Origin of the sequence: Aeromicrobium sp. S22 (assembly GCF_009661045.1) — a bacterium.
GTDB classification, from domain to species: Bacteria; Actinomycetota; Actinomycetes; order Propionibacteriales; family Nocardioidaceae; genus Aeromicrobium; species Aeromicrobium yanjiei.
The window spans coordinates 608,059-629,447 of record NZ_WJWV01000002.1; the positions used below are offsets into that span (position 1 = coordinate 608,059).

Annotated in this window: 19 protein-coding genes; 1 reads left to right on the forward strand and 18 read right to left on the reverse strand. The window is 70.7% G+C overall.

What is annotated here, in order from left to right:
• The first annotated feature begins 63 nt into the window (after window positions 1-63).
• Window positions 64-3,201: an isoleucine--tRNA ligase gene (gene ileS / locus GEV27_RS11545; RefSeq protein WP_153652390.1), complete on the forward strand. Its 3,138-nt coding sequence runs from the start codon at window positions 64-66 to the stop codon at window positions 3,199-3,201.
• 213 nt (window positions 3,202-3,414) lie between these two features.
• On the opposite strand, the gene GEV27_RS18150 is transcribed toward ileS, so the two are convergent.
• The 18 genes from GEV27_RS18150 to GEV27_RS18080 all read right to left on the reverse strand — a co-directional run bounded on the left by GEV27_RS18150 (window position 3,415) and on the right by GEV27_RS18080 (window position 21,310).
• The gene (locus GEV27_RS18150) at window positions 3,415-4,215 is read right to left on the reverse strand and encodes a DivIVA domain-containing protein (protein WP_153652389.1); all 801 of its coding nucleotides are present in this window, start codon (window positions 4,213-4,215) and stop codon (window positions 3,415-3,417) included.
• A 127-nt stretch (window positions 4,216-4,342) separates the two neighbouring features.
• A complete protein-coding gene (locus tag GEV27_RS11555; protein ID WP_153652388.1) occupies window positions 4,343-4,633 on the reverse strand; it encodes a YggT family protein in 291 nt (96 codons plus the stop codon).
• A 6-nt stretch (window positions 4,634-4,639) separates the two neighbouring features.
• The gene (locus tag GEV27_RS11560) at window positions 4,640-5,167 is read right to left on the reverse strand and encodes a cell division protein SepF (protein WP_153911471.1); all 528 of its coding nucleotides are present in this window, start codon (window positions 5,165-5,167) and stop codon (window positions 4,640-4,642) included.
• Between the two features lie 42 nt (window positions 5,168-5,209).
• The gene (locus tag GEV27_RS11565) at window positions 5,210-5,902 is read right to left on the reverse strand and encodes a YggS family pyridoxal phosphate-dependent enzyme (protein WP_309222200.1); all 693 of its coding nucleotides are present in this window, start codon (window positions 5,900-5,902) and stop codon (window positions 5,210-5,212) included.
• Complete coding sequence (locus GEV27_RS11570) at window positions 5,899-6,621, reverse strand: polyphenol oxidase family protein (protein ID WP_153934373.1); 723 nt, start codon at window positions 6,619-6,621, stop codon at window positions 5,899-5,901. The genes GEV27_RS11565 and GEV27_RS11570 overlap by 4 nt, the downstream gene beginning before the upstream one ends.
• Before the next feature lies 1 nt (window position 6,622).
• Window positions 6,623-7,801, reverse strand: coding sequence for a cell division protein FtsZ (ftsZ, locus tag GEV27_RS11575; RefSeq protein ID WP_208430839.1), 1,179 nt, complete (start codon window positions 7,799-7,801; stop codon window positions 6,623-6,625).
• A 196-nt stretch (window positions 7,802-7,997) separates the two neighbouring features.
• Window positions 7,998-8,723: an FtsQ-type POTRA domain-containing protein gene (locus GEV27_RS11580; protein ID WP_153934375.1), complete on the reverse strand. Its 726-nt coding sequence runs from the start codon at window positions 8,721-8,723 to the stop codon at window positions 7,998-8,000.
• On the reverse strand, window positions 8,720-10,123 hold the full coding sequence (gene murC / locus GEV27_RS11585; protein WP_153934377.1) for a UDP-N-acetylmuramate--L-alanine ligase: 1,404 nt from the start codon (window positions 10,121-10,123) through the stop codon (window positions 8,720-8,722). The genes GEV27_RS11580 and murC overlap by 4 nt, the downstream gene beginning before the upstream one ends.
• Window positions 10,120-11,193 (reverse strand): undecaprenyldiphospho-muramoylpentapeptide beta-N-acetylglucosaminyltransferase, encoded by a 1,074-nt coding sequence (murG, locus tag GEV27_RS11590; protein ID WP_309222201.1) that lies wholly within the window; start codon window positions 11,191-11,193, stop codon window positions 10,120-10,122. The genes murC and murG overlap by 4 nt, the downstream gene beginning before the upstream one ends.
• A 3-nt stretch (window positions 11,194-11,196) precedes the next feature.
• Window positions 11,197-12,402: a putative lipid II flippase FtsW gene (gene ftsW, locus GEV27_RS11595; RefSeq protein ID WP_153652381.1), complete on the reverse strand. Its 1,206-nt coding sequence runs from the start codon at window positions 12,400-12,402 to the stop codon at window positions 11,197-11,199.
• A 43-nt stretch (window positions 12,403-12,445) separates the two neighbouring features.
• Window positions 12,446-13,918: a UDP-N-acetylmuramoyl-L-alanine--D-glutamate ligase gene (murD, locus tag GEV27_RS11600; RefSeq protein WP_153934379.1), complete on the reverse strand. Its 1,473-nt coding sequence runs from the start codon at window positions 13,916-13,918 to the stop codon at window positions 12,446-12,448.
• Window positions 13,915-14,979, reverse strand: a complete 1,065-nt coding sequence (mraY, locus tag GEV27_RS11605; RefSeq protein ID WP_153934380.1) for a phospho-N-acetylmuramoyl-pentapeptide-transferase — start codon at window positions 14,977-14,979, stop codon at window positions 13,915-13,917. Before mraY ends, murD begins: the two co-directional genes overlap by 4 nt.
• A gap of 65 nt (window positions 14,980-15,044) precedes the next feature.
• Window positions 15,045-16,382, reverse strand: a complete 1,338-nt coding sequence (gene murF / locus GEV27_RS11610; RefSeq protein ID WP_153934698.1) for a UDP-N-acetylmuramoyl-tripeptide--D-alanyl-D-alanine ligase — start codon at window positions 16,380-16,382, stop codon at window positions 15,045-15,047.
• Between the two features lie 5 nt (window positions 16,383-16,387).
• Window positions 16,388-17,869 carry a UDP-N-acetylmuramoyl-L-alanyl-D-glutamate--2,6-diaminopimelate ligase gene (locus GEV27_RS11615; protein ID WP_153934700.1) on the reverse strand — a complete coding sequence of 494 codons (1,482 nt, stop codon included), beginning with the start codon at window positions 17,867-17,869 and terminating at the stop codon, window positions 16,388-16,390.
• 201 nt (window positions 17,870-18,070) lie between these two features.
• A complete protein-coding gene (locus tag GEV27_RS11620) occupies window positions 18,071-19,819 on the reverse strand; it encodes a penicillin-binding protein 2 (protein WP_153652377.1) in 1,749 nt (582 codons plus the stop codon).
• A complete protein-coding gene (locus tag GEV27_RS11625; RefSeq protein ID WP_153652376.1) occupies window positions 19,819-20,241 on the reverse strand; it encodes a hypothetical protein in 423 nt (140 codons plus the stop codon). Before GEV27_RS11625 ends, GEV27_RS11620 begins: the two co-directional genes overlap by 1 nt.
• On the reverse strand, window positions 20,238-21,185 hold the full coding sequence (rsmH, locus tag GEV27_RS11630; protein WP_243838990.1) for a 16S rRNA (cytosine(1402)-N(4))-methyltransferase RsmH: 948 nt from the start codon (window positions 21,183-21,185) through the stop codon (window positions 20,238-20,240). Before rsmH ends, GEV27_RS11625 begins: the two co-directional genes overlap by 4 nt.
• Window positions 21,182-21,310, reverse strand: coding sequence for a hypothetical protein (locus GEV27_RS18080; RefSeq protein WP_255489187.1), 129 nt, complete (start codon window positions 21,308-21,310; stop codon window positions 21,182-21,184). The genes rsmH and GEV27_RS18080 overlap by 4 nt, the downstream gene beginning before the upstream one ends.
• Between the last annotated feature and the right edge of the window lie 79 nt (window positions 21,311-21,389).

A 21,389-nucleotide genomic window follows, 5' to 3' on the forward strand; every position in this document is an offset into this window, starting at 1 on the left:
GAATCGGTCGAGACAACTCGCACCGCCGCGGCCTCCGCGCTGCTCACCCGTAGGATTGAGCGTGTGACTTCGCACGCGTCCTACCGCCCCGTTCCCGCCCACGTCGATCTGCCCGTGCTCGAGCGCGAGATTCTGCAGCTGTGGGCCGACCAGGGCACCTTCGAGGCCAGCCTGCAGACCCCCGACGACGCCCCTCGCTGGACGTTCTACGAGGGCCCGCCCACCGCCAACGGGACGCCCGGCACCCACCACGTCGAGGCGCGCGTGTTCAAGGACGTCTTCCCGCGCTTCAAGACCATGCAGGGCTACCACGTCGACCGCAAGGCCGGCTGGGACTGCCACGGCCTCCCGGTCGAGATCGCGGTGGAGAAGGAGCTCGGCTTCAACGGCAAGCCCGACATCGAGGCGTACGGCATCGCGGAGTTCAACGCCAAGTGCCGCGAGGCCGTCGTGCGCAACGTCGACCTCTTCGAGGAGATGACCGACCGGATGGGCTACTGGGTCGACATGGCCCACCCCTACCGGACCATGGAGCCCTCCTACGTCGAGAGCGTCTGGTGGGCGCTGTCCTCGATCTTCAAGAAGGGGCTGCTGACCGAGGACTTCCGGGTCGCGCCCTACTGCCCGCGCTGCGGCACGACGCTGTCCGACCACGAGCTCGCGCAGGGCTACGAGACCATCACCGACCCGTCGGTCTACGTCCGCTTCCCCCTGACCTCCGGCCCGTACGCCGGCCAGGCCTCGCTGCTCGTGTGGACCACCACCCCGTGGACGCTCGTCTCCAACACCGCGGTCGCGGTCAACCCCGAGGTCACGTACGTCCTGGCGACCGACGGCACCGAGACGCTCGTCGTCGCCGAGCCGCTGGTCGGCAAGGCGCTCGGCGAGGGTTGGACGCTGACCGGCGAGACCGTCTCCGGACGTGACATGGAGCGCTGGACGTACCAGCGCCCGTTCGAGCTGATCGAGTTCCCGAGCGAGGCGCACTTCGTGGTCCTCGCCGACTACGTCACGATCGAGGACGGCACCGGCCTGGTGCACCAGTCCCCCGCGTTCGGCGCCGACGACATGGCGGTCTGCAAGGCGTACGACCTGCCCGTCGTCAACCCGATCCGCCCCGACGGCCACTTCGAGGACGACGTGCCGCTGGTCGGCGGCCAGTTCTTCAAGACCGCCGACCGGGCGCTGGCGGACGACCTGATCTCGCGCGGCCTGATGTTCAACGAGCTCGCGTACGAGCACTCCTACCCGCACTGCTGGCGTTGCCACACGCCGCTGATGTACTACGCGCTGCCCGCGTGGTACATCCGCACCACCGCGGTCAAGGACCGGCTGCTGGCCGAGAACCAGGACACCAACTGGTTCCCCGAGACGATCAAGAACGGCCGCTTCGGCGACTGGCTCAACAACAACATCGACTGGTCCCTCTCGCGCAGCCGCTACTGGGGCACGCCGCTGCCGATCTGGCGCAACGACGAGGACCCGACCAAGCTCGTGTGCATCGAGTCGCTGGCCGAGCTGTCCAAGCTGACCGGCCGCGATCTGTCGGGCCTGGACCCGCACCGGCCCTTCATCGACGACGTCACGTTCACCAAGGACGGCGAGTCCGGCACGTACCGCCGCGTCCCCGACGTGATCGACGCGTGGTTCGACTCCGGCTCGATGCCGTTCGCGCAGTGGGGCTACCCGCACGTGCCCGGCTCGGTCGAGAAGTTCGAGCAGGCCTACCCCGCGCAGTACATCTGCGAGGCGATCGACCAGACCCGCGGGTGGTTCTACTCGCTGATGGCGGTCGGCACGCTGGTCTTCGACCAGAGCTCGTACGAGAACGTCGTCTGCCTCGGCCACATCCTGGCCGAGGACGGCAAGAAGATGAGCAAGCACCTCGGCAACATCTTGCTGCCGATGCCGTTGATGGACGAGCACGGGGCCGACGCGCTGCGCTGGTTCATGGCCTGCTCGGGCTCGCCCTGGGCGCCGCGGCGCATCGGGCACACCGCCCTGTCCGAGATCGTCCGCAAGGTGCTGCTGACCTACTGGAACACCACGGCGTTCCACGTCCTGTACGCCGGCGCGAACGACTGGACGCCGTCGAGCCCCGCCCCCGCGTTCGCCGACCGGCCGGCGATGGACCGGTGGATCCTCGGCGAGGCCCACCGCCTCACGCAGCAGGTGACCGACGCACTGGAGGAGTTCGACACCCAGCGTGCGGGCGCGCAGATCGCGGCGTACGTCGACCTGCTCTCCAACTGGTACGTCCGTCGTTCGCGCCGCCGCTTCTGGGCCGGTGACGCCTCGGCGCTCGCGACCCTGCACGAGGTGCTGCACCTGGTGACCCTCGTGATGGCCCCGCTCACCCCGTTCATCACCGAGCGGGTCTGGCAGGACATGTTCGCCGCGACCTCGGACGAGCTGCCGCGGTCGGTGCACCTCGCGTCGTGGCCCGAGGCGGACGCCTCGCTGGTCGACGACGACCTCGACCGGCAGATGCGCCTGGCGCGTCGTGTCGTCGAGCTCGGCCGTGCGGCCCGGGCCGAGGCCAAGGCCAAGACCCGTCAGCCGCTGCGGCGGGCGGTCGTGGGCTCCCAGGCGTACGCCCTGCTCAGCGAGGAGCTTCGCAGCGAGATCGCCGAGGAGCTCAACGTCCGCGCGCTGGAGTCGTTCGAGACGACCGGCGACCTGGTCGACCACTCGGCCAAGGGCAACTTCCGCAACCTCGGCAAGCGCTTCGGCAAGCAGACCCCCCAGGTCGCCGGCGCGATCGCCGCTGCGGACGCGGGTCGTCTGGCCGCCGATCTCTCCGCGACCGGCACCGCGACGGTCGAGGTCGGCGGCGAGCAGGTCTCGGTCGGTCCGGACGACGTCATCATCGCCGAGCACCCCCGCGAGGGCTGGTCGGTCGTCAACGACCAGGGCGAGACCGTCGCGCTGGACCTCGAGCTCGACGACGAGCTGCGTCGCGCCGGCTTCGCCCGTGAGGCCATCCGCGTCATCCAGGAGGCCCGCAAGTCCTCCGGGCTCGAGGTCTCCGACCGCATCACGCTGTCGTGGACCGCGGACGGACCGATGGGCGAGGCCATCCGCGCCCACTCGGACCTGATCGCCGACGAGGTCCTCGCGACCAGCATCACCGAGGGCGTCGACACGCCGTCGTTCACCGACGACGACCTCGGCCTGGCCTTCTCGCTCAGCAAGGCCTGACCGCCCCGCCCGCGCGCAGCGGGCAGGAGGACCGATCTTTCGACGTTCGTGCTGCTCAGGCGGCGCGAACGTCGACAGATCGGTCCGCCAGCGCACGGACGTGTCTGCGTTCGTGCTGCTCAGGCAGCGCGAACGTCGAAAGATCGGTCCCCCGCCGGACGCAGAACGGCCCGCCTCCGAGGAGGCGGGCCGTTCTGGTGCAGCGGGTGTGTCTCAGAAGCTCTCGTCGTCGCCGAGCAGCGAGCGGAGACGGCGCGGGGCCGCATCCGACGGTGCCTGGACGGGAGTCGAGCTGGTCGTGCTCTCGTTGGCCGCGAGCTGGTCGAGCTGGCTCTGGAAGTAGTTCTTGAGCCGGGCCCGGTACTCACGCTCGTACGCACGCAGGTGCTCGACCTCGCGCTGGATCTCGTAACGCTCGCGCTCGATCGTCGCGACGGCCTGCGTACGACGCTCGTTGGTCTCCTCGTCGAGCTTCTGCGCGCGGATGCGGGCGTCGGTCTCGAGTCGGTCGGCCTTGCCGCGGGCCTCGTTGGTCAGACGCTCTGCCTTCACACGAGCCTCACCCACGATGCGGTCGGCCTCTTCCTTCGCCGCGTCCATGAGCTGGTCGGCGTTGGTGGAGGCGATCTCGAGCAGGCGCGCTGCCGCGGACGACGCATCGCCCATCGACGACTTGCGAGCCACCGGTGCGGGAGCCGGCTCCGGCTCGGGCTCGGGGGTGGGCTCGGGCTCAGGAGTCGGCGCCGTGTACTTGGCCGGCTCCTGCACCGCCGGGGTGGGCGGCGTCTGCTGGGCGGGGGTCGACGACGAAGAGACGGCCGGAATCAGCCCGGTCGGTTCACCTGTCGATGCGGCGGCTACCTTGGCGCGAAGTTCTTCGTTCTCGACCGTGAGACGCTCGAGCTCGGCCTCGACCTCATCGAGGAACTGGTCAACTTCGCCCATGTCATAGCCTTCGCGAAGACGGACGGGCGTGAAACGCTTGTTACGCACGTCCTCTGGCGTCAGTGGCATGAGTACACCTCGGGTTGCGGGGGTTAGTCCTGGGGACTCTGAGCCTCCACCGTACTCCGTAGCGGATCACTTCTGCCACAGCCCTACCGACGCGTTCACGTGGCCGTGGACACGTCCGCATGAGGCACTAGAAGAAAACGGCGCGGACGATGGCCTGGAGGATGTAGATGGCGATGATGAGGATCATCGGGGAGAGATCGAGCACGACCTGACCGAGCCTCAGAGGCGGGATCACACCCCTCACCGCACGCAGCGGCGGGTCGGTCAGCGAGTACAGCCCTTCACAGATCACGAGCACGATTCCGCGGGGTCGCCAGTTGCGCGCGAGCAGCTGCACCCAGTCCAGCACGAAGCGCGCGATGAGCAGGACCAGCGCGATCCACAACACCAGGTTGAGGGCATATCCAACTGTTTCCACGCGCGCTCAGCTCTGGTTGAAGAAGCCGCCGGCGGCGATGCGCTGCTTGTCCTCGTCGGTCACCATGATGTTCTCCGGCGACAGCAGGAAGACCTTCGCGGTGACGCGGTTGATCGAGCCGTGCACGGCGAACACCAGTCCGGCGGCGAAGTCGACGAGCCGCTTGGCGTCGTCGTCGTCGATCTCCGAGAGGTTCATGATGACGGGCACGCCGGAGCGGTAGTGCTCGCCGACGGTGCGCGCGTCGTTGTACGTGCGCGGGGTCACCGTCTCGATGCGAGCCAGGTCCGAGGGGGTCGACGCACGGCGCTCGGGCCGCGGCTCGGTCCGGCGGCGCTCGTCGATGCTGGCCACCGGGGCCGGACGCACGACGGCGGGCTGGCGGGTCGCGGGCTGGTGGGTCACCGACTGACGGGCGACCGGCTGACGCGAGCCCTGCTCGGGCGTGTCGAAGTCCTCGTCGAGCTCGTCGTCGAAGTCAGCCTGTTCGACGAGACCGAGGTACTCGCCGACCTTACGCATTGCGCCAGCCATGGTTGCTCCGTGTGTGCGTGATCGGAAATGACATTACTGAGATTACCCGGTGGAAGGCCGTGCGCCGAGTATCGAGCGCCCGATGCGCAGGTGTGTCGCGCCTGCGCGGATGGCTGCCTCGAAGTCGCCGCTCATGCCTGCCGAGATGATGCCGGCATCGGGGTGGTCCTCGCGCAGCGATGCCGACAGTCGCGCGAGGTGGTCGAAGTGCGGCGCGGGGTCGTCACCGAGGGGCGCCACGGTCATCAGGCCGCCGAGCACGAGCCCGGGGGCGTTCGCGATCGCGCCGGCCAGGTCGGGGACGCCGTCAGGGACGACCCCGGCCCGGCCGGGATCCGTTGCGTCGAAGTCGACCTGCACCAGGCAGGTGAGGGTCCGACCCGCGGCCTCGGCCCCGCGCGACAGCGCAGCGACCAGCTTGGCCCGGTCGACGCTGTGCACGACGTCGGCGTAGCGCGCGACCGCGCCCGCCTTGTTGGTCTGCAGGCCGCCGAGGAAGTGCCAGCGGACCGCGGCCTCGACCGCCGCGGCCTTGTCACCGGCCTCGGGGTGGCGGTTCTCCCCCACGTCGGTGACGCCCAGCTGCGCGAGCAGCTCGACGTCGGAGGCGGGGTACGTCTTGGTGACGGCCACGAGCGTGATCTCGCTGCGGTCGCGTCCAGCGTCGGCACAGGCTGCCGCGATCCGCTGCTCGGTCGCCGCGAGGTTGTCCCGCAGCTCGTCGAGCCGGGTCACGGGCGGATCACCGCCACGGCGCCGAAACGGCCCGAGTCCTGACCCTGCCGCCGGTAGGAGAACCACCGCTCGTGCTCGATCGTGCACTCATCGGCCCCGAGGTCGTTGCCTCGTACGCCGAGGGCGGTCAGCTGCGCCATGACGCCGGCGCCCACGTCGATCGCCGGGGTCCCCCACGACGTCGTGGACCGCGCCTCGGGCACGGTCGAGGCGACCGCGTCCACCATCTCCTTCGGCAGCTCGTAGCAGCGACCGCACGCGCGCGGGCCCAGCCAGGCCTCGATCGTCGATGCGCCCCGCGCTCGCATCGCCTCGACGGCCGCCGGGACGACACCACGCACGAGACCCTCACGGCCACAGTGCACGACACCGGCCAGCGGCTGCGCGGGCGCGGACAGGACGATCGGCACGCAGTCCGCCACGCGCACCAGGACGGCGGTCCCGGGCGTCCCGGTCAGCAGCGCGTCGGCCACCGGGATCGCGCCAGGCTCGAGCTCGTCGGTCCACGCGACCTCGGCGCCGTGCACCTGGGTCATCCGGACGATCTGCTCGACGTCCAACTCACGGGCGAGCCGGTCGAGGTTGTCGGCGACCCGTTCGGGATCGTCGCCGTTGGACGTCCCGAGGTTGAGGGACGCCCACGGGCCCTCGCTCGACCCGCCGAGCCGGTCGGTGAACGCCAGCTCGACTCGGCCGAGTCGTCCTGCCTGCCAGATCAACTCAGCGCAGGAAGTCGGGCACGTCGAGGTCGTCGCCGTAGCCGGCCGGCGGCAGGTCCGCCGGGATCGTGGAGTTGCCTGCCCCGTCCTCGGGCGGCGCGTTCTTGCCGTCGAGGAACGGATCCGGCTTCAGGTACGTCTGCGCGGGCGGCGGGTCGGCCACGGCGGGCGCGGCCGCACCGGCCTGCTGGGAGTCCCTGAGCAGCGCGGGCTTGGTCGCGTCGCGCAGCATCGGCTCCCCACCGTCGAAGCCCGCGGCGATGACCGTCACCCGCACCTCGTCGCCGAGGGCGTCGTCGATGACCGCACCGAAGATGATGTTGGCCTCGGGGTGCACCGCGTCCGCGACGAGCCCGGCTGCCTCGTTGATCTCGAACAGGCCGAGGTCGGAGCCACCGGCGATCGACAGCAGGACGCCGCGGGCGCCCTCGATGGAGGCCTCCAGCAGCGGGCTCGAGACCGCGCTCTCCGCGGCCACCGCCGCGCGCTGCTCGCCGCGGGCCGAGCCGATGCCCATGAGCGCCGAGCCGGCGTCGGACATGACCGACTTGACGTCGGCGAAGTCGAGGTTGATCAGGCCCGGGGTCGTGATCAGGTCGGTGATGCCCGACACGCCCTGGTGCAGGACCTGGTCGGCCTGGCGGAACGAGTCCAGCAGGCTGACGTTGGGATCGCTGATCGACAGCAGGCGATCGTTCGGGATCACGATGAGGGTGTCGACCTCGTCGCGCAGCGCCTGGATGCCGTGATCGGCCTGGTTGGACCGGTTGCGGCCCTCGAACTTGAACGGTCGGGTCACGACGCCGATCGTCAGCGCGCCCAGCGAGCGGGCGATGCGGGCGACCACGGGGGCGCCACCGGTGCCGGTGCCACCGCCCTCGCCCGCCGTGACGAAGACCATGTCGGCGCCCTTGATGGCCGCCTCGATCTCCTCGGCGTGGTCCTCGGCGGCACGCTTGCCGATCTCGGGGTTCGCGCCGGCGCCGAGGCCGCGGGTGGAGTCGCGACCGACGTCGAGCTTGACGTCCGCGTCGCTCATGAGGAGCGCCTGGGCGTCGGTGTTGATCGCGATGAACTCGACTCCCTTGAGCCCCACCTCGATCATGCGGTTGACGGCGTTGACGCCGCCTCCGCCGATGCCGACGACCTTGATCACGGCGAGGTAGTTCTGGACCGCCATCGTGTGTCCCTTCCGAGGATGTTGTGGAGCTCTGGTGCTGCAAGCTGGTGGAGATCTGGATGATCTGATCTGGGTGGTACGAGAGATCAGGAGGCGAAACTCTAACCGTCAGGTGAAGGGTTATAGTTATGTCAACCTCTGACCTAAACAGAACGGTACGCGGACCGCGCACGAGACCTCGTGCGACACGCCGCGACTACTGACGTGTCGTCGGCTGGTCCGGTGCGCTGACGTCGTAACGCGTCGCATCGAGCGCCAGGAGGGACCGCAGCACCTCGAGCTTGCGCGCACCCTTCGCATCGCTCCCCCACACCACGGTGCGTCCCCGGGTCAGGTCGAGCTCGATCGAGTCCTTGCTCGCCGCGCTGACGGACTGCAGCTGCCGACGCAGGCTCGGGTCCTCGCGTCCGATGCGGTCCACGACCGTCGCGACCGATCGGGTCGTCTCGAGCCGCTGCGCCGGATCGGTGACCGTGATCGTGGCCTCCACGAGCTGGGACGGCTCGGAGCCGTAGGAGCGGAAGTCGATCCCCTCCTTGTCGATGCCTCGGATGCGGCCCGAGACCGTCGCCCAGATGATCGCCTTACGCTCGACCACGTCGATCGAGATCGTCCGGGGCCACGACCGGGAGACGTCGACGGACTCGATCCGCTCCAGCCCCGCGATCCGCGACTCGATCGCCGCGAGGTCCACCCGGGCGAGCGGTCGACCTGCCGGGACGTCGGCCACGCGCAGGATCTTGGCCGGCTTGTAGGTCGCCTGTCCCGCGACCTTCACGTCGTGCACAGCGAGCAGGCTGGAGAACCAGATCGTCCACACCACCGCGGCCGCCACGACGACGGCCAGGACGGCCAGGGCGATCCGCTTGATCTTGCGCCGGCGGTCCTGGCGGGCCCGGTCGACGAAACGTGGATCCGTCACGCCCGGCCGTCCAGGGCCGCGAGCACCGCCGGGCCGACGGTCGTGATGTCGCCGGCCCCGAGGGTCAGCAGCAGATCACCGGGACGCAGCTCGGGCAGCAGGACGTCGGCGAGCCCCGCGACGGGTCCACCGAGGGTGACCTCGGGTCCGTCGACGGCGTCCGCGACGATCGCGGCGGTCACGGCCGGGTCGGCGTCCTCGCGGGCGAGATAGATGTCGGCGACGACCACCCGGTCGGCGGTGGAGAGCTCACGCCCCATCTCGACCCCGTGGATGCGCGTACGACTGACCAGGTGCGGCTGGTAGGCCACGACCAAGCGGTCATCGCCCGCGATCGCGCGAGCGGCGGCGAGATCGGCCCGGATCTCGGTGGGATGATGGGCGTACGAGTCGTAGACGCGCACGCCGCCGGCCTCCCCCAGCGGCTGCATGCGGCGGTTGGCGCCGGTGTACGCGCCGAGCCCGGCGACCAGCCGATCGACGTCGTGGCCGAGGTGGAGGCCTGCCGCGAGCGCCAGCAGCGCGTCCAGCGCGTAGTGCGCCCCCGGGACCGCGAGCCGCAGAGGTCCGAGATCGGTGCCGCGCAGGCGGGCCCGGAAGGTCGTGGCTGTTCCCTGCACGTCCAGGTCGGTTCCCCGCAGGTCGGCGTCCTCGGCGAATCCGGCCAGGACGACCTCGACCCCCCTGTCACGGGCGAGGGCCGCGAGACGCCGTGCTCCCGGGTCGTCCGCGTTGAGGACGACGAAGGAGGCGACATGCCCGATGAACTCGTCGAAGGCGGCGTCGTAGGCCTCGACGGTCCCGTAGTTGTCGAGGTGGTCCGCGTCGACGTTGGTCACGATCGCCCCCTCGGGGGCGTAGACCAGGAACGCGCCGTCGCTCTCGTCCGCCTCGGCGACGAGCAGGTCGCCCGAGCCGAGGCGGGCGTTGGCACCGAGGCTCGCGACCTCGGCCCCGATCGCGAAGGACGGCTCGGCACCGGCGGCGATGAGCGCGCACGTGAGCATCGCGGTGGTCGTGGTCTTGCCGTGCGTACCTGCGACCGCGATCGTCCGCCGGCCCTCCATGACGGCGCGGAGACCGGCCGAGCGCGGCCACAGACGCAGCCCGCGCCGCTGGGCCTCGACGATCTCGGGGTTGTCGTCCCGAACTGCGGTCGAGGCGATCACGGTGTCGACGCCCTCGAGGTGGGACGGATCGTGCCCCACGTGGCACGTGATGCCCTCGGCCCGGAGCGCCTGGAGCACGGCCGAGTCCGCGGCGTCGCTCCCGGAGACCTGCACGCCCTGCTGGGCCATCAGGCGGGCGATCGCGGAGAGGCCGGCTCCGCCGATGCCGATGAAGAAGACGGCACCGAGCGCGTCGGCCGCAGGGATCTCGGCCGGTACGGGGATCTTCATGCGCCGGCAGCCTCCCGGATCATCTCCGCGAGCCGGACGTCTGCGTCGCGCCGCACGATGCCCGTCGCCGCGGCCGACATCGCGGACAGCCGCTCGGGATCGGACACCAGGGGGACGACCACGTTGCCGATCCACGTGGGCGTGAGCGCGGCGTCGTCGATGAGCAGCGCTCCACCGGCCTGCACGACGGGATGTGCATTGTGGGCCTGCTCCCCGTTGCCGATGGGCAGCGGGACGAACGCCGCGGGCAGGCCGACCGCGGCGACCTCGGTCACGGTGTTGGCGCCGGAGCGGCAGACGATCAGGTCGGCGGCGGCGTAGGCGAGGTCCATGCGGTCGATGAACGGCACCACGACGTACGGCGGATCGCCCGGGCGCGGCTGCACCGGCACCTCGTCGGGACGTCCTGCGGCGTGCAGGACCTGCACGCCCGCGTCGGCCAGGTCGCGCGCCGAGGCCGAGAGGGTCTGGTTGATGCGTCGGGCGCCCTGCGAGCCGCCCGTGACCAGCAGCGTCGGGCGGTCGGCGTCGAGGCCGAAGAACTGCCGTGCCTCGGCGCGCAGCGCGGCGCGGTCCACCGCGGAGATCTCCCGGCGGATCGGCAGCCCGACGTAGCGCGCGTGGCGCAGGTCGGTGTCGGGGAAGCTCGTGGCGACGTGCGTGGTGAGTCGTGCACCGAGCTTGTTGGCGATGCCGGGGATCGCATTGCCCTCGTGCACGACCAACGGCACGTGGCGGCGACGGGCCACGAGATAGGCCGGCACCGAGACGTAGCCGCCGAAGCCGACGATGACGTCAGGACGGACGCGGTCGACGACCTCGCGGGTCGCCCTGACCGCTGCCCGCAGCTTGCCGGGGACCTGGACCATGGCCTTGCCGGGACGCCGCGGCAGCGGCACGGGCGGGACCAGCTCGAGCGGATAGCCGGCCTGCGGGATCAGGGTCACCTCGAGGCCTCGCGGGGTCCCGAGACAGGTGATCTCGGCACCGGCGTCGGCCAGCACGGCCGCGGTGGCCAGGAGCGGCGAGGTGTGACCGGCGGTCCCCCCGCCGGCGAGCAGCACGCGCACGGATTACTTCCTCTTCTTGCGGTTGGCGCGCCCGGCCTCGAGGGCCCGGCGGGCGCCGGGCTCGGACTTGGCGCAGTTCAGCAGGATGCCCAGCGCCACGAGCGTGACGAGCAGGCTCGACCCACCGTACGAGATGAGCGGCAACGGGATGCCGATGACCGGCAGCATGCCCAGCACCATGCCGATGTTGATGACTGCCTGGATCATGATCCAGATCGTGATGCCCGCGGCGGTGTAGCGCACGAAGGGCTCGCGCGTGCGGGTCGCGATCCGCAGGCCGGCGAAGCCGAGCACGATGAACAGCACGAGCACGACCAGCGCCCCGACCAGGCCGATCTCCTCGCCGATCACCGCCAGGATGAAGTCGGTGTGGGCCTCGGGCAGGGAGCCCCACTTCTGCCGGCTGCCGCCGAGACCGACGCCCCAGAAGCCGCCGCGCGCGAGCGCCATCATGCCGTGGATGGCCTGGAACCCGGCGCTGTCGGGATCGGCCTCGGGGTTGGTGAAGTTGAGCAGGCGCTGCACGCGGTGCGGCGACTGCGCGACCGCGAGCACCAGGCCGACGAACAGCATCGCCAGCAGCGCGCCCATCTGCTTGCGCGGCAGTCCGGCGACCCAGAGCATGCCGATGATGAGGGCGAACAGCACCAGCGCGGTGCCGAGGTCGTGCTGGCCCACGACGAGCAGCGCGACGCTGCCGGCCACCGGGACCATGGGGGTGATGACGTAGCGGGGGATGTTGAGGTACTTCTGCCGGCGGGCGTAGATGTCGGCGATCCAGAGCACCAGGGCCAGCTTCGCGAACTCCGAGGGCTGCAGCTGGAAGCCGCCGAACAAGGGCAGCCAGTTGCGGTTGCCGTTGCGCTCCAGGCCCACGCCGGGCACGAACGTGGCCATGACGAGCAGGACCGAGACGACCAGGAACGGTGTGATGAACCGGCGCAGCGTCGCCAGCGGCATGCGCGACACGATGATCGCGCCGATGACGCCGAGCACCGCGAAGATCATCTGGCGCAGGACGATCGAGAACGAGTTGCCGTAGTTGACCAGGGCGAAGATCGAGCTCGCGCTCAGCACCATGATCAGGCCGAGGCCGAGCAGGAGCGTCGTCGCGCCGAGGACCAGCTGATAGGACGCGAGCGGCCGCTCGAGCGTACGCCGCGCGGCCTCGACGATGGCCGGGGTCCGCCGATCCTCCGTCGTGCTCATTCTCGTCCTCTGCCTGGGGGACTCTGCAGCCCGTGCGTGCTGGTCAGGACCGGTCGCGCAGACGACGGACCGCGGCGACGAAGCTGTCACCGCGTGCGGCGTAGTTGGCGAACTGGTCCATGGACGCGCACCCCGGAGCCAGCAGCACCGTGTCACCCGGCTGGGCGAGCGATGCCGCGACCTCGACGACGCGATCCATGGGATCAGTCTCGCCCGAGTCGACCTCGACCACGGGGACGTCGGGCGCGTGTCGGCGCAGCGCCTCGGCGATGAGCGCCCGGTCGGCGCCGATCAGGACGACCCCTCGGAGGCGGTCGCGGGCGCCGCTCACGAGCTCGTCGAACGTCGCACCCTTGGCCAGGCCTCCCGCGATCCACACGACGTGCTCGAAGCCCCGCAGCGACGCCTGCGCCGCGTGGGGGTTGGTGGCCTTGGAGTCGTCGACGTAGCGGACCCCGGCGACCTCGCCGGCCTCGGCGATGCGGTGCGCGTCGGGGGTGAACGCTCGCAGGCCGTCGCGGACCGCGCGGGGCTCGACCCCGTGGGCGCGGGCGAGCGCAGCGGCGGCAAGGGCGTTGGCGACCATGTGGGGGGCGGGCACCCGGTCACGGTCTCCGTGGGCGTCGAGCCCGATGTCGTGGATCGTGCCGAGCTCGGCGGCGCTGGAGACCCGGCCTGCGATGAACGCGCGGTCGGCGATCGCGTCGTCGACCAGTCCGATCATCCCCGGGGCGGGGATGCCGAGGGTGAACCCGATCGCGCGGCACCCCTCGATGACGTCGGCCTCCTCGACGAGCCGCTCGGTCACCGGGTCCTCGACGTTGTAGACGCAGGCGACCTGCGTGTTCTGGTAGATGCGGCCCTTGTCGGCCGTGTAGGCGTCGATCCCGCCGTGCCAGTCGATGTGGTCGGGGGCCAGGTTGAGCACCGCGCTCGCCCGCGCCGAGATGGACTGGCTCCAGTGCAGCTGATAGCTCGACAGCTCGACGGCCAGGACGTCGAACGGCTCGGGGTTCATGACGGCCTCGAGCACGGGGGTGCCCACGTTGCCGACCGCGAGCGCGTTGAGCCCCTGCGCACGCAGGATCGACTCGAGCATCTGGACCGTCGTGGTCTTGCCGTTGGTGCCGGTGACCGCGAGCCACGGGGCGCCGCCCTCGCCGCGCAGACGCCACGCGAGCTCGACCTCTCCCCAGACCGGGATGCCCCGGGCTGCGGCGTCGGCGAGCATCGGCGTGGTCGGCGCCCACCCCGGCGAGGTGACGAACAGGTCGATGCCTTCGGGGAACGTCGCCGTCGAGCCGGGTCCGAGGCGGACGTCGACGCCGAGGATCTCCAGCAGCGTCGCCTTCTCGCGCAGGGTGTCGCCGTCGCCGTCGTCGAGCACGATCACGTCGGCGCCCAGGTGCTGCAGCGTGTCGGCGGCCGCGAAGCCGCTCACGCCGAGCCCGCCGACCGCGGCCCGTACGCCCTGCCAGGACGTCTCGCGCCCGAGGGCACCCAGATCCACACTCATACGCCCGTGACCCACTCGCTGTAGAAGATGCCGAGCCCGGTCGCGACGCACAGGCCGCTGATGATCCAGAACCGGACGACGATCGTGATCTCGGCCCAGCCGAGGAGCTCGAAGTGATGCTGCAGCGGTGCCATCCGGAAGATGCGCTTGCCGCCGGAGATCTTGAACCAGCCGACCTGCAGGATCACCGACATCGTGATCGCGACGAACAGCCCACCGATGATGACCAGCAGCAGCTCGGTGCGGGTCATCAACGCGAAGCCGGCCATCGCACCGCCGAGCGACAGCGAGCCGGTGTCGCCCATGAAGATCTTGGCCGGGGACGCGTTCCACCACAGGAAGCCGAAGCACGCTCCGGTCAGCGCGGCGGCGACGACCGCCAGGTCGAGCGGATCACGGACCTCGTAGCACTTGATGCCGGGGTTGGTCGCGCAGTTCTGGTTGCTCTGCCAGATGTTGATGAAGACGTAGGCGCCGAAGACCATCATCGCGGCGCCGGTCGCGAGGCCGTCGAGGCCGTCGGTGAGGTTGACGCCGTTGCTGGCCCCGGCCACGAGCACGAGCACCCACAGCACCAGCAGGATGGTCGGCAGGCGCCAGGAGTCGAAGTCGCGGGTGAACGAGAAGTAGTGGGTGATCGGCGTGCGGCCCGCGTCGTCCTCCCAGCCGATCGCGAGCACCGCGAAGATCAGGCCGACCACGGTCTGGCCGATGAGCTTGGCCTTGCTCCGCAGCCCGAGGTTGCGCTGCTTGGAGACCTTGATGAAGTCGTCGAGGAAGCCGATGGCCCCGAGCCCCACGAACAGGAAGAGCAGCAGCAGCGCCGACGCGCTGGGCGCGGTCTGGGTGGCGAGCTTGGCCACGAAGTAGCCGATCACGACTGCGATGATCACCACGAGCCCGCCCATCGTGGGCGTCCCCCGCTTGGTGTGGTGGGAGGTCGGGCCGTCGTCGCGGATGAGCTGGCCGTAGCCCTGCTTGACGAGGACGGAGATCGCGAACCTGGTCCCGATGAGGGTGATCAGCAGCGACAGCGCTCCCGCGATCAGGATTGCCTTCATCGCGTCGTGGGTCCTTTCCAGGGTCCAGGTTCCAGGGGTGCCTCAGTGGGCCGACGAGGGTGACGTCAGGGCTGCAGCAGTGCGTGGGCGACCCGTTCGAGTCGCTCGCCCCTCGATGCTTTCACAAGTACGACCTCGTCCCCCGACAGGCTCGCGGAGAGTGTGCGAACTGCCACATCGACGTCGTCGACGCGCTCGGCCACGGCACCTGCACCGTGCGCGATGCCCGCGGCCCCCTCCCCCACGACGACGACGCGCCGAAAGCCCAGCTCGGCCGCGACCTGCCCGATGCGGGCGTGCTCGGACTCGCTGTCGTCGCCGAGCTCGAGCATCGCGCCCAGCACCGCGACGGCGCGTCCCTGCCCGACGGCAGCGACCGCACGGAGGGCCGCCTCCATCGACTCGGGGTTCGCGTTGTACGCGTCGTTGATCACGACGAGACCGTCGGCGCGCACCCGGCGGTCCATCCGCATCGGGGACGCGGATCGCGCAGTCGCCAGCCGGGCGGCAGTCGTCGTCAGGTCGACACCGAGGGCCAGGGCGGCCGCCGCGACCGCGGCCGCGTTGAGCGCCTGATAGGCGCCGATCAGGGGGACGGACGCCTCGACCGTGCGCCCGTCGTGGGTCAGGGTGAAGTGCGGGAAGCCGTCCGCGTCGATCGTGACCTCGCCGAGGGCGACATCGCCTGCGCGACCGAACGTCGTCACGGACGCCTCGGTGCAGGCCGCCATCGCCGCAACCAGTGGGTCGTCGGCGTTGAGCACCACGACTCCGTCGGCGCCGACCGACTCGGCCATCTCCCCCTTCGCGACGGCGATCCGCTCGACGGACCCGAACTCCCCCACGTGTGCGTGACCGACGTTCAGCACCATCCCGACGTCCGGGGGGGCGATCGAGCACAGCGCCGTGATGTCACCGATGCGCCGGGCGCCCATCTCGACGACGAGATAGCGGGTCAGCTCGTCCGCACGCAGCACCGTGAGCGGGACGCCCAGCTCGTTGTTGAAGTTGCCGGCGGTCGCGACCGTCACCCCGTCGGGGGCGAGCGCATGGGCCAGCAGGTCCTTGACGCTGGTCTTCCCGCTGGACCCGGTCATCGCCACGACCACGACGTCCTCGAGCTGTGCGAGCACGTGGCGGGCGAGGTCGGCCAGCGCACGGGTCACGTCGGGGACCACCACGGTGGGCACACCGGTCTCCCGCGAGCCCAGCACGGCCGCGGCACCCGACGCGATGGCCGTCTCGGCGTACGCGTGCCCGTCGACGCGCTCACCGGCGATCGCCGCGAACAGCCCGCCGGCCTCGATCGTGCGCGAGTCGACGGACGCAGGCGCGTCCACGACGATCGAGGCGTCCCCGCTCACGACACCGCCGGTGACCGCCGCGATCTCCTCCAGGCTCATGGGGATCACGACAGGGCACCCATCAGCTCGGCCAGCACGTCCCGGTCGTCGAAGGGGTGCACGACGCCCGCGATCTCCTGGCCGCGCTCGTGGCCCTTGCCCGCCACCACGAGGGTGTCGCCGCGGTGTGCCATCGCGACCGCGTGGGCGATGGCCTCACGGCGGCCTGGCACCTCGACGGCCACGCCGGGTCCGGCGGCGGCGCCCTCCAGCACGGCAGCGCGGATCGCGGCGGGCGGCTCGGTACGGGGGTTGTCGTCCGTGACGATCACGACGTCCGCGTGACGTGCGGCGATCTCGCCCATGAGCGGACGCTTGCCGTGGTCGCGGTCGCCACCTGCGCCGATCACGACGATCAGGCGACCCGCCGTGACGGGGCGCAGCGCGGTGAGCACCGCGGCGACCGCGTCGGGCTTGTGGGCGTAGTCCACGATCGCGGTGAACGGCTGTCCCACGTCGACGCGCTCCATGCGTCCCGGCACTCCCGGGCTCGCGGCGATCCCGGCGGCGAGCTCGTGCGGGTCGCGGCCCGCGGTCGTGAGGGCCGCCATGACTGCCAGCGCGTTGGAGACGTTGAAGACGCCCGGGAGCGGCACGGACAGGTCGATCGCGAGATCGTCCGGGCCGAGCACCTCCAGGTCCGTCCCGAGCCGGTGGGGACGGATGTTGACCGCGCGCCAGTCGGCCGGCTCGCCCGTGGTCGAGAACGTCGTGACGGGCAGGGGCGTCAGATCGCGCAGGCGCCGCCCGTGGGCGTCGTCGATGTTGATGACGGCGTGGCGCGCGTGCTCGGGCGTGAACAACGCGGCCTTGGCCAGGAAGTAGTCGTCGAGGTCGCGGTGGAAGTCGAGGTGGTCGCGGCCGAGGTTGAGGAACACCGCGACGTCGAACGTGAAGCCGTCGACCCGGCCCTGGACCAGCGAGTGGCTCGAGACCTCCATCGCGCAGAGCTCGACGCCTTCCTCGCGCATGACCGCGAACAGGGCCTGCAGCTGGGGCGCCTCGGGCGTGGTGAGGGCCGACGGGGCGGGCACCTTGTTGATGCGGGTGCCGATCGTGCCGACGACTGCGGAGCGACGCTCGCCCATCGCGGCCTCGGCGAGGTACGTGGTGGTGGTCTTGCCCTGCGTGCCCGTGATGCCGACGGTCGTGAAGGACTCCGACGGGTGCTCGTAGAACGCGGCGCTGAGGTCCGCGAGACGCCGGCGCGGCTCGTCGACGACGACGACAGGCAGCACGTCGCCGACGAGCGCGGCGCCCTCGGCGTCGGTCAGCACGGCGGTCGCCCCGTGGTCGCGGGCCACGCTCGCGTAGGTCGCGCCGTGCGTGTTCGCACCCGGCAGCGCGGCGTACAGGTCGCCCGGGACGATCTGCGCGGTGTTGAGGGCGATGCCCGTGACCACGGCCTCGTCGGAGGCCTCGGACCCGACCAGGGCGGCGAGCTCGCCGAGGCTCCATCGGGGTGTCGTGGAAGGCCGTACCCGCATCACGTCACTCACCCAACAACCCTATCTCCCACCCATGTCGACCAACCCCAAAGCCCCTCGAGCCGCAAGCGAAGCGAGGCGGCGGCCCCAGAACGCAATCAGCAGGTCGAGCGAAGCGAGACAAGCGGCCCCGTGCGAGCGCCAGCGAGCACGGGGAAAGGTCGCGAGGAACGAGCGACCGAGGCGGCGAAGCCGCCCCGGTTACCAAGACTGCGCCACCTTCGGACTCTTGGAGCCGCTCGGCGCGACCCCGAAGCGCTCGAGCGCCATCGACATGACGTCGTGGAACACCGGCGCCGCGGTCGAGCCGCCGCCTGCGTTGCTGTAGGGCTTGTCGAGCACGATGTAGGTCAGGAAGCGGGGGTTGTCCGCAGGCGCGAAGCCCATGAACGACACCGTGTTCTGGCCGCGGATGTAGCGCCCCGTGGTGGGGTCCACGCGCCAGGCCGTGCCGGTCTTGCCTGCGACGCGGTAGCCCTTGATCGCGGCTGCCGGGGCGGTGCCGTCGGGCGCCGTGACGGCCTCCATCATGCGGGTGACCGACGCGGCGGCGTCCTTGGAGACGATCCGCTTCGTCTCGGTCGCCTCGACGGGGGTCGTGGTGCCGTCCTCGTCGACCGTGGCGGTCACGACCGACGGCTCGCACATCTTGCCGGCGTTCGCGATCGCGCCCACCGCCCGCATCATCTGCATCGCGGTGACCGAGATGCCCTGGCCGAACGAGATCGTCGCGTGGTTGGCCTTGGTCCAGCCCGCGCCGTCGGTCAGGATGCCCTTGGACTCGCCCGGCAGGTTGACGCCGGTCTTGTCACCGAAGCCGAACTTGCTGAGGTACGCGTGCATCGTCTTGTTGCTCATCTGCTGCGCAGCGACGATCGTGCCGAGGTTGGAGGACTTCGCGATGACGCCGGCAGCGGTGAGGCGCAGGGTGCCGTGCTGCCAGTAGTCGCCGATCGGGTACTTGTCGATGACCATCTTCGGCGGGACCACGATCGGGGTGTCGGCCGCGATCTTGCCCTGGTCCGCGAGTGCGGCCATCGTCACGGTCTTCATGACGCTGCCGGGCTCGTAGACGTGCTGGACGCCGCGCGACACCGTCCGGTCGTCCGTCATCCCGGTGCGGGTGTCGGGGTCGAACGTCGGCGCCTGCGACATCTGCACGATCTGGCACGTCTTGACGTCCATCGTGACCGCGAGGCCCCAGTCAGCGCTGGAGTCGCGCACCGCGTCGGCGAGGCGCTGATCGGCGTACCACTGCAGGTCGCGGTCGATCGTCGTCTTCACGTCGCGGCCGGGCACCATCTCCTTGACGGTGCTGTCGGCCATCGGGATGCGCTGGCCCGTCGGCGACACCTCGTACGTGCTGGAGCCGTCGGTGCCGGTGAGGATCTTGTCGTACTGCTGCTCGATGCCCGCGACGCCCTCTCCGGCGGCGTTCGTGTAGCCCAGCAGGTTCGCTGCGAGGCGGCCGCCCGGGTACGTGCGCAGCGTCTCCTTCTCGGTGAAGACTCCCGGCAGCCGTGCCTTGTCGAGCGCCGTGACTGCCTTGTCCGCGGTCCACTTGGGCAGGTCGCGGACGAGCTGGACGTAGCGCGACTTGGGCGTGCGCAGCTTGTCGATCATGTCGAAGTAGTCGATCTCGTCGCCGAGCTTCTCGCGCAGGATGCGGGCGATCTGCGGTGCGTTGTCGACGGTCATCTTGGGGTCCGCGATGAGCGTCAAGCCGTCCACGCTCGTCGCGAGCTGCTCGCCGTTGCGGTCCAGGATCGCGCCACGCGGGGCGGGGTCGACCTTCTTCTGGGTGCCGGACGCGACGGCCTGCGCGGCGTACGCGCTGGCGTCGAGTCCCTGGATCTGGAACAGGCGGGCGCCGAACAGCGTGAAGACGGCGATCACCAGCACGAGGCACGCGCGCAGACGGCGACGCGTCAGCAGCTGGTTGGCGGTCATCAGTTCACGCTCCGGATGTTGCTGCCGGCCTTGGCGGCCTCGGGCACACCGAGGATCCGGCCGTCGGAGAGGCGCAGGAAGGCGGGGTTGGCGTTGGGGACCATGCCGATCGCGATCGCCTCACGGGCGACGTGGGCGGGGCTCCGCAGCCGGTCGACGTCGCGGGCGAGGGCCTGCTTCTGCGTCTTCAGCGTCGTCGCCTCGCTCTGCAGCCGGGCGGCCTCGAAGGACTGCGCCTGCAGGACCGTGCTCATGAGGATGAGACCCACGAGCCCGATCGACAGGATCGTCATGACGATCACGACGAACGGTGCCCGCTTCGCGCGGCTGCGCACCGGGTGGACGAGCCGGAGGCCGGCCGCCTTGGCCTCCTCGATGCGCCGCGGCGAGGGGGCGAAGGACCGGGTCAGCGGTGTGCTCATGCGGCGATCCGTTCTGCCACGCGGAGCCGCACGGAGCGGGCCCGGGAGTTGTCGTCGATCTCTGCTTCGGTCGCCATCTCGGCACCGCGGGTGACGAGGCGGTACTTCGCCTCGTGGCCCTCGGGCACGAACGGCAGGTCACGCGGCACGTCGGTCGTGGTGACCTCGGTGAACGCCCGCTTGGTGATGCGGTCCTCGAGCGAGTGGTACGAGAGCACGACCACCCGGCCGCCGGGCGCCAGCACCTCGAGCGCGGCCGGCAGGGCCCGGCGGTAGACGCCGAGCTCGTCGTTGACCTCGATGCGCAGCGCCTGGAACGTGCGCTTGGCGGGGTTGCCGCCGGTGCGGCGTGCAGCCTGCGGGATGCAGTCGCGGACCAGGTCGACCAGGCGGGCGCTCGTGGTGAACGGCTCCTTGGCGCGCTCGGCCACGACGGTGTCGGCGATGCGCTTGGCGAACTTCTCCTCGCCGTACTCGCGCAGCACCCTGGCGAGGTCCCTCGAGGTGTACGTGTTGAGGATGTCCGCGGCGGTCAGCTCGTCCTCGGGGTTCATGCGCATGTCGAGCGGCGCGTCCTGCGCGTACGCGAAGCCGCGGTCCGCGACGTCGAGCTGCATCGAGGAGACGCCGAGGTCGAACAGCACCCCGGACACCGAGCGGAACCCGGCCTCGCGGACCACGTCGGCGATCTCGTCGTAGACCGCATGGGCGTACGTGACGCGGTCGCCGAATCCGGCGAGGCGGGTGCGGGCCCGCTCCAGGGCGTCGGGATCGCGGTCGATGCCGATGACGTGCACCGTGGGGAATCGGTTGAGCATCGCCTCGGTGTGGCCGCCGAGCCCCAGGGTCGCGTCGACGACGACGGGGCGGTCCCCCACGATCGCCGGCGCGAGGAGGTCGAGGACGCGCTCCAGGAGGACCGGGACGTGGCTCGGAGTCGTCACAGCTGGCCCAGCCCGATCGCGATCAGCGTGGCCAGCACGATCGACGAGGCGAGCGAGAACGCCATCACGCGGACCCCGTCCGCCACCTCGTGGCGTACGCGTCGTGTGCTGTCGTCGATCCTCATGTCCCTCGTGTCCCCTCGTCCTGTCTCGTGTGCCCGGCTGCTGCTCGTGTGACCAGATCCGCGACCGCTGGGTCTGACA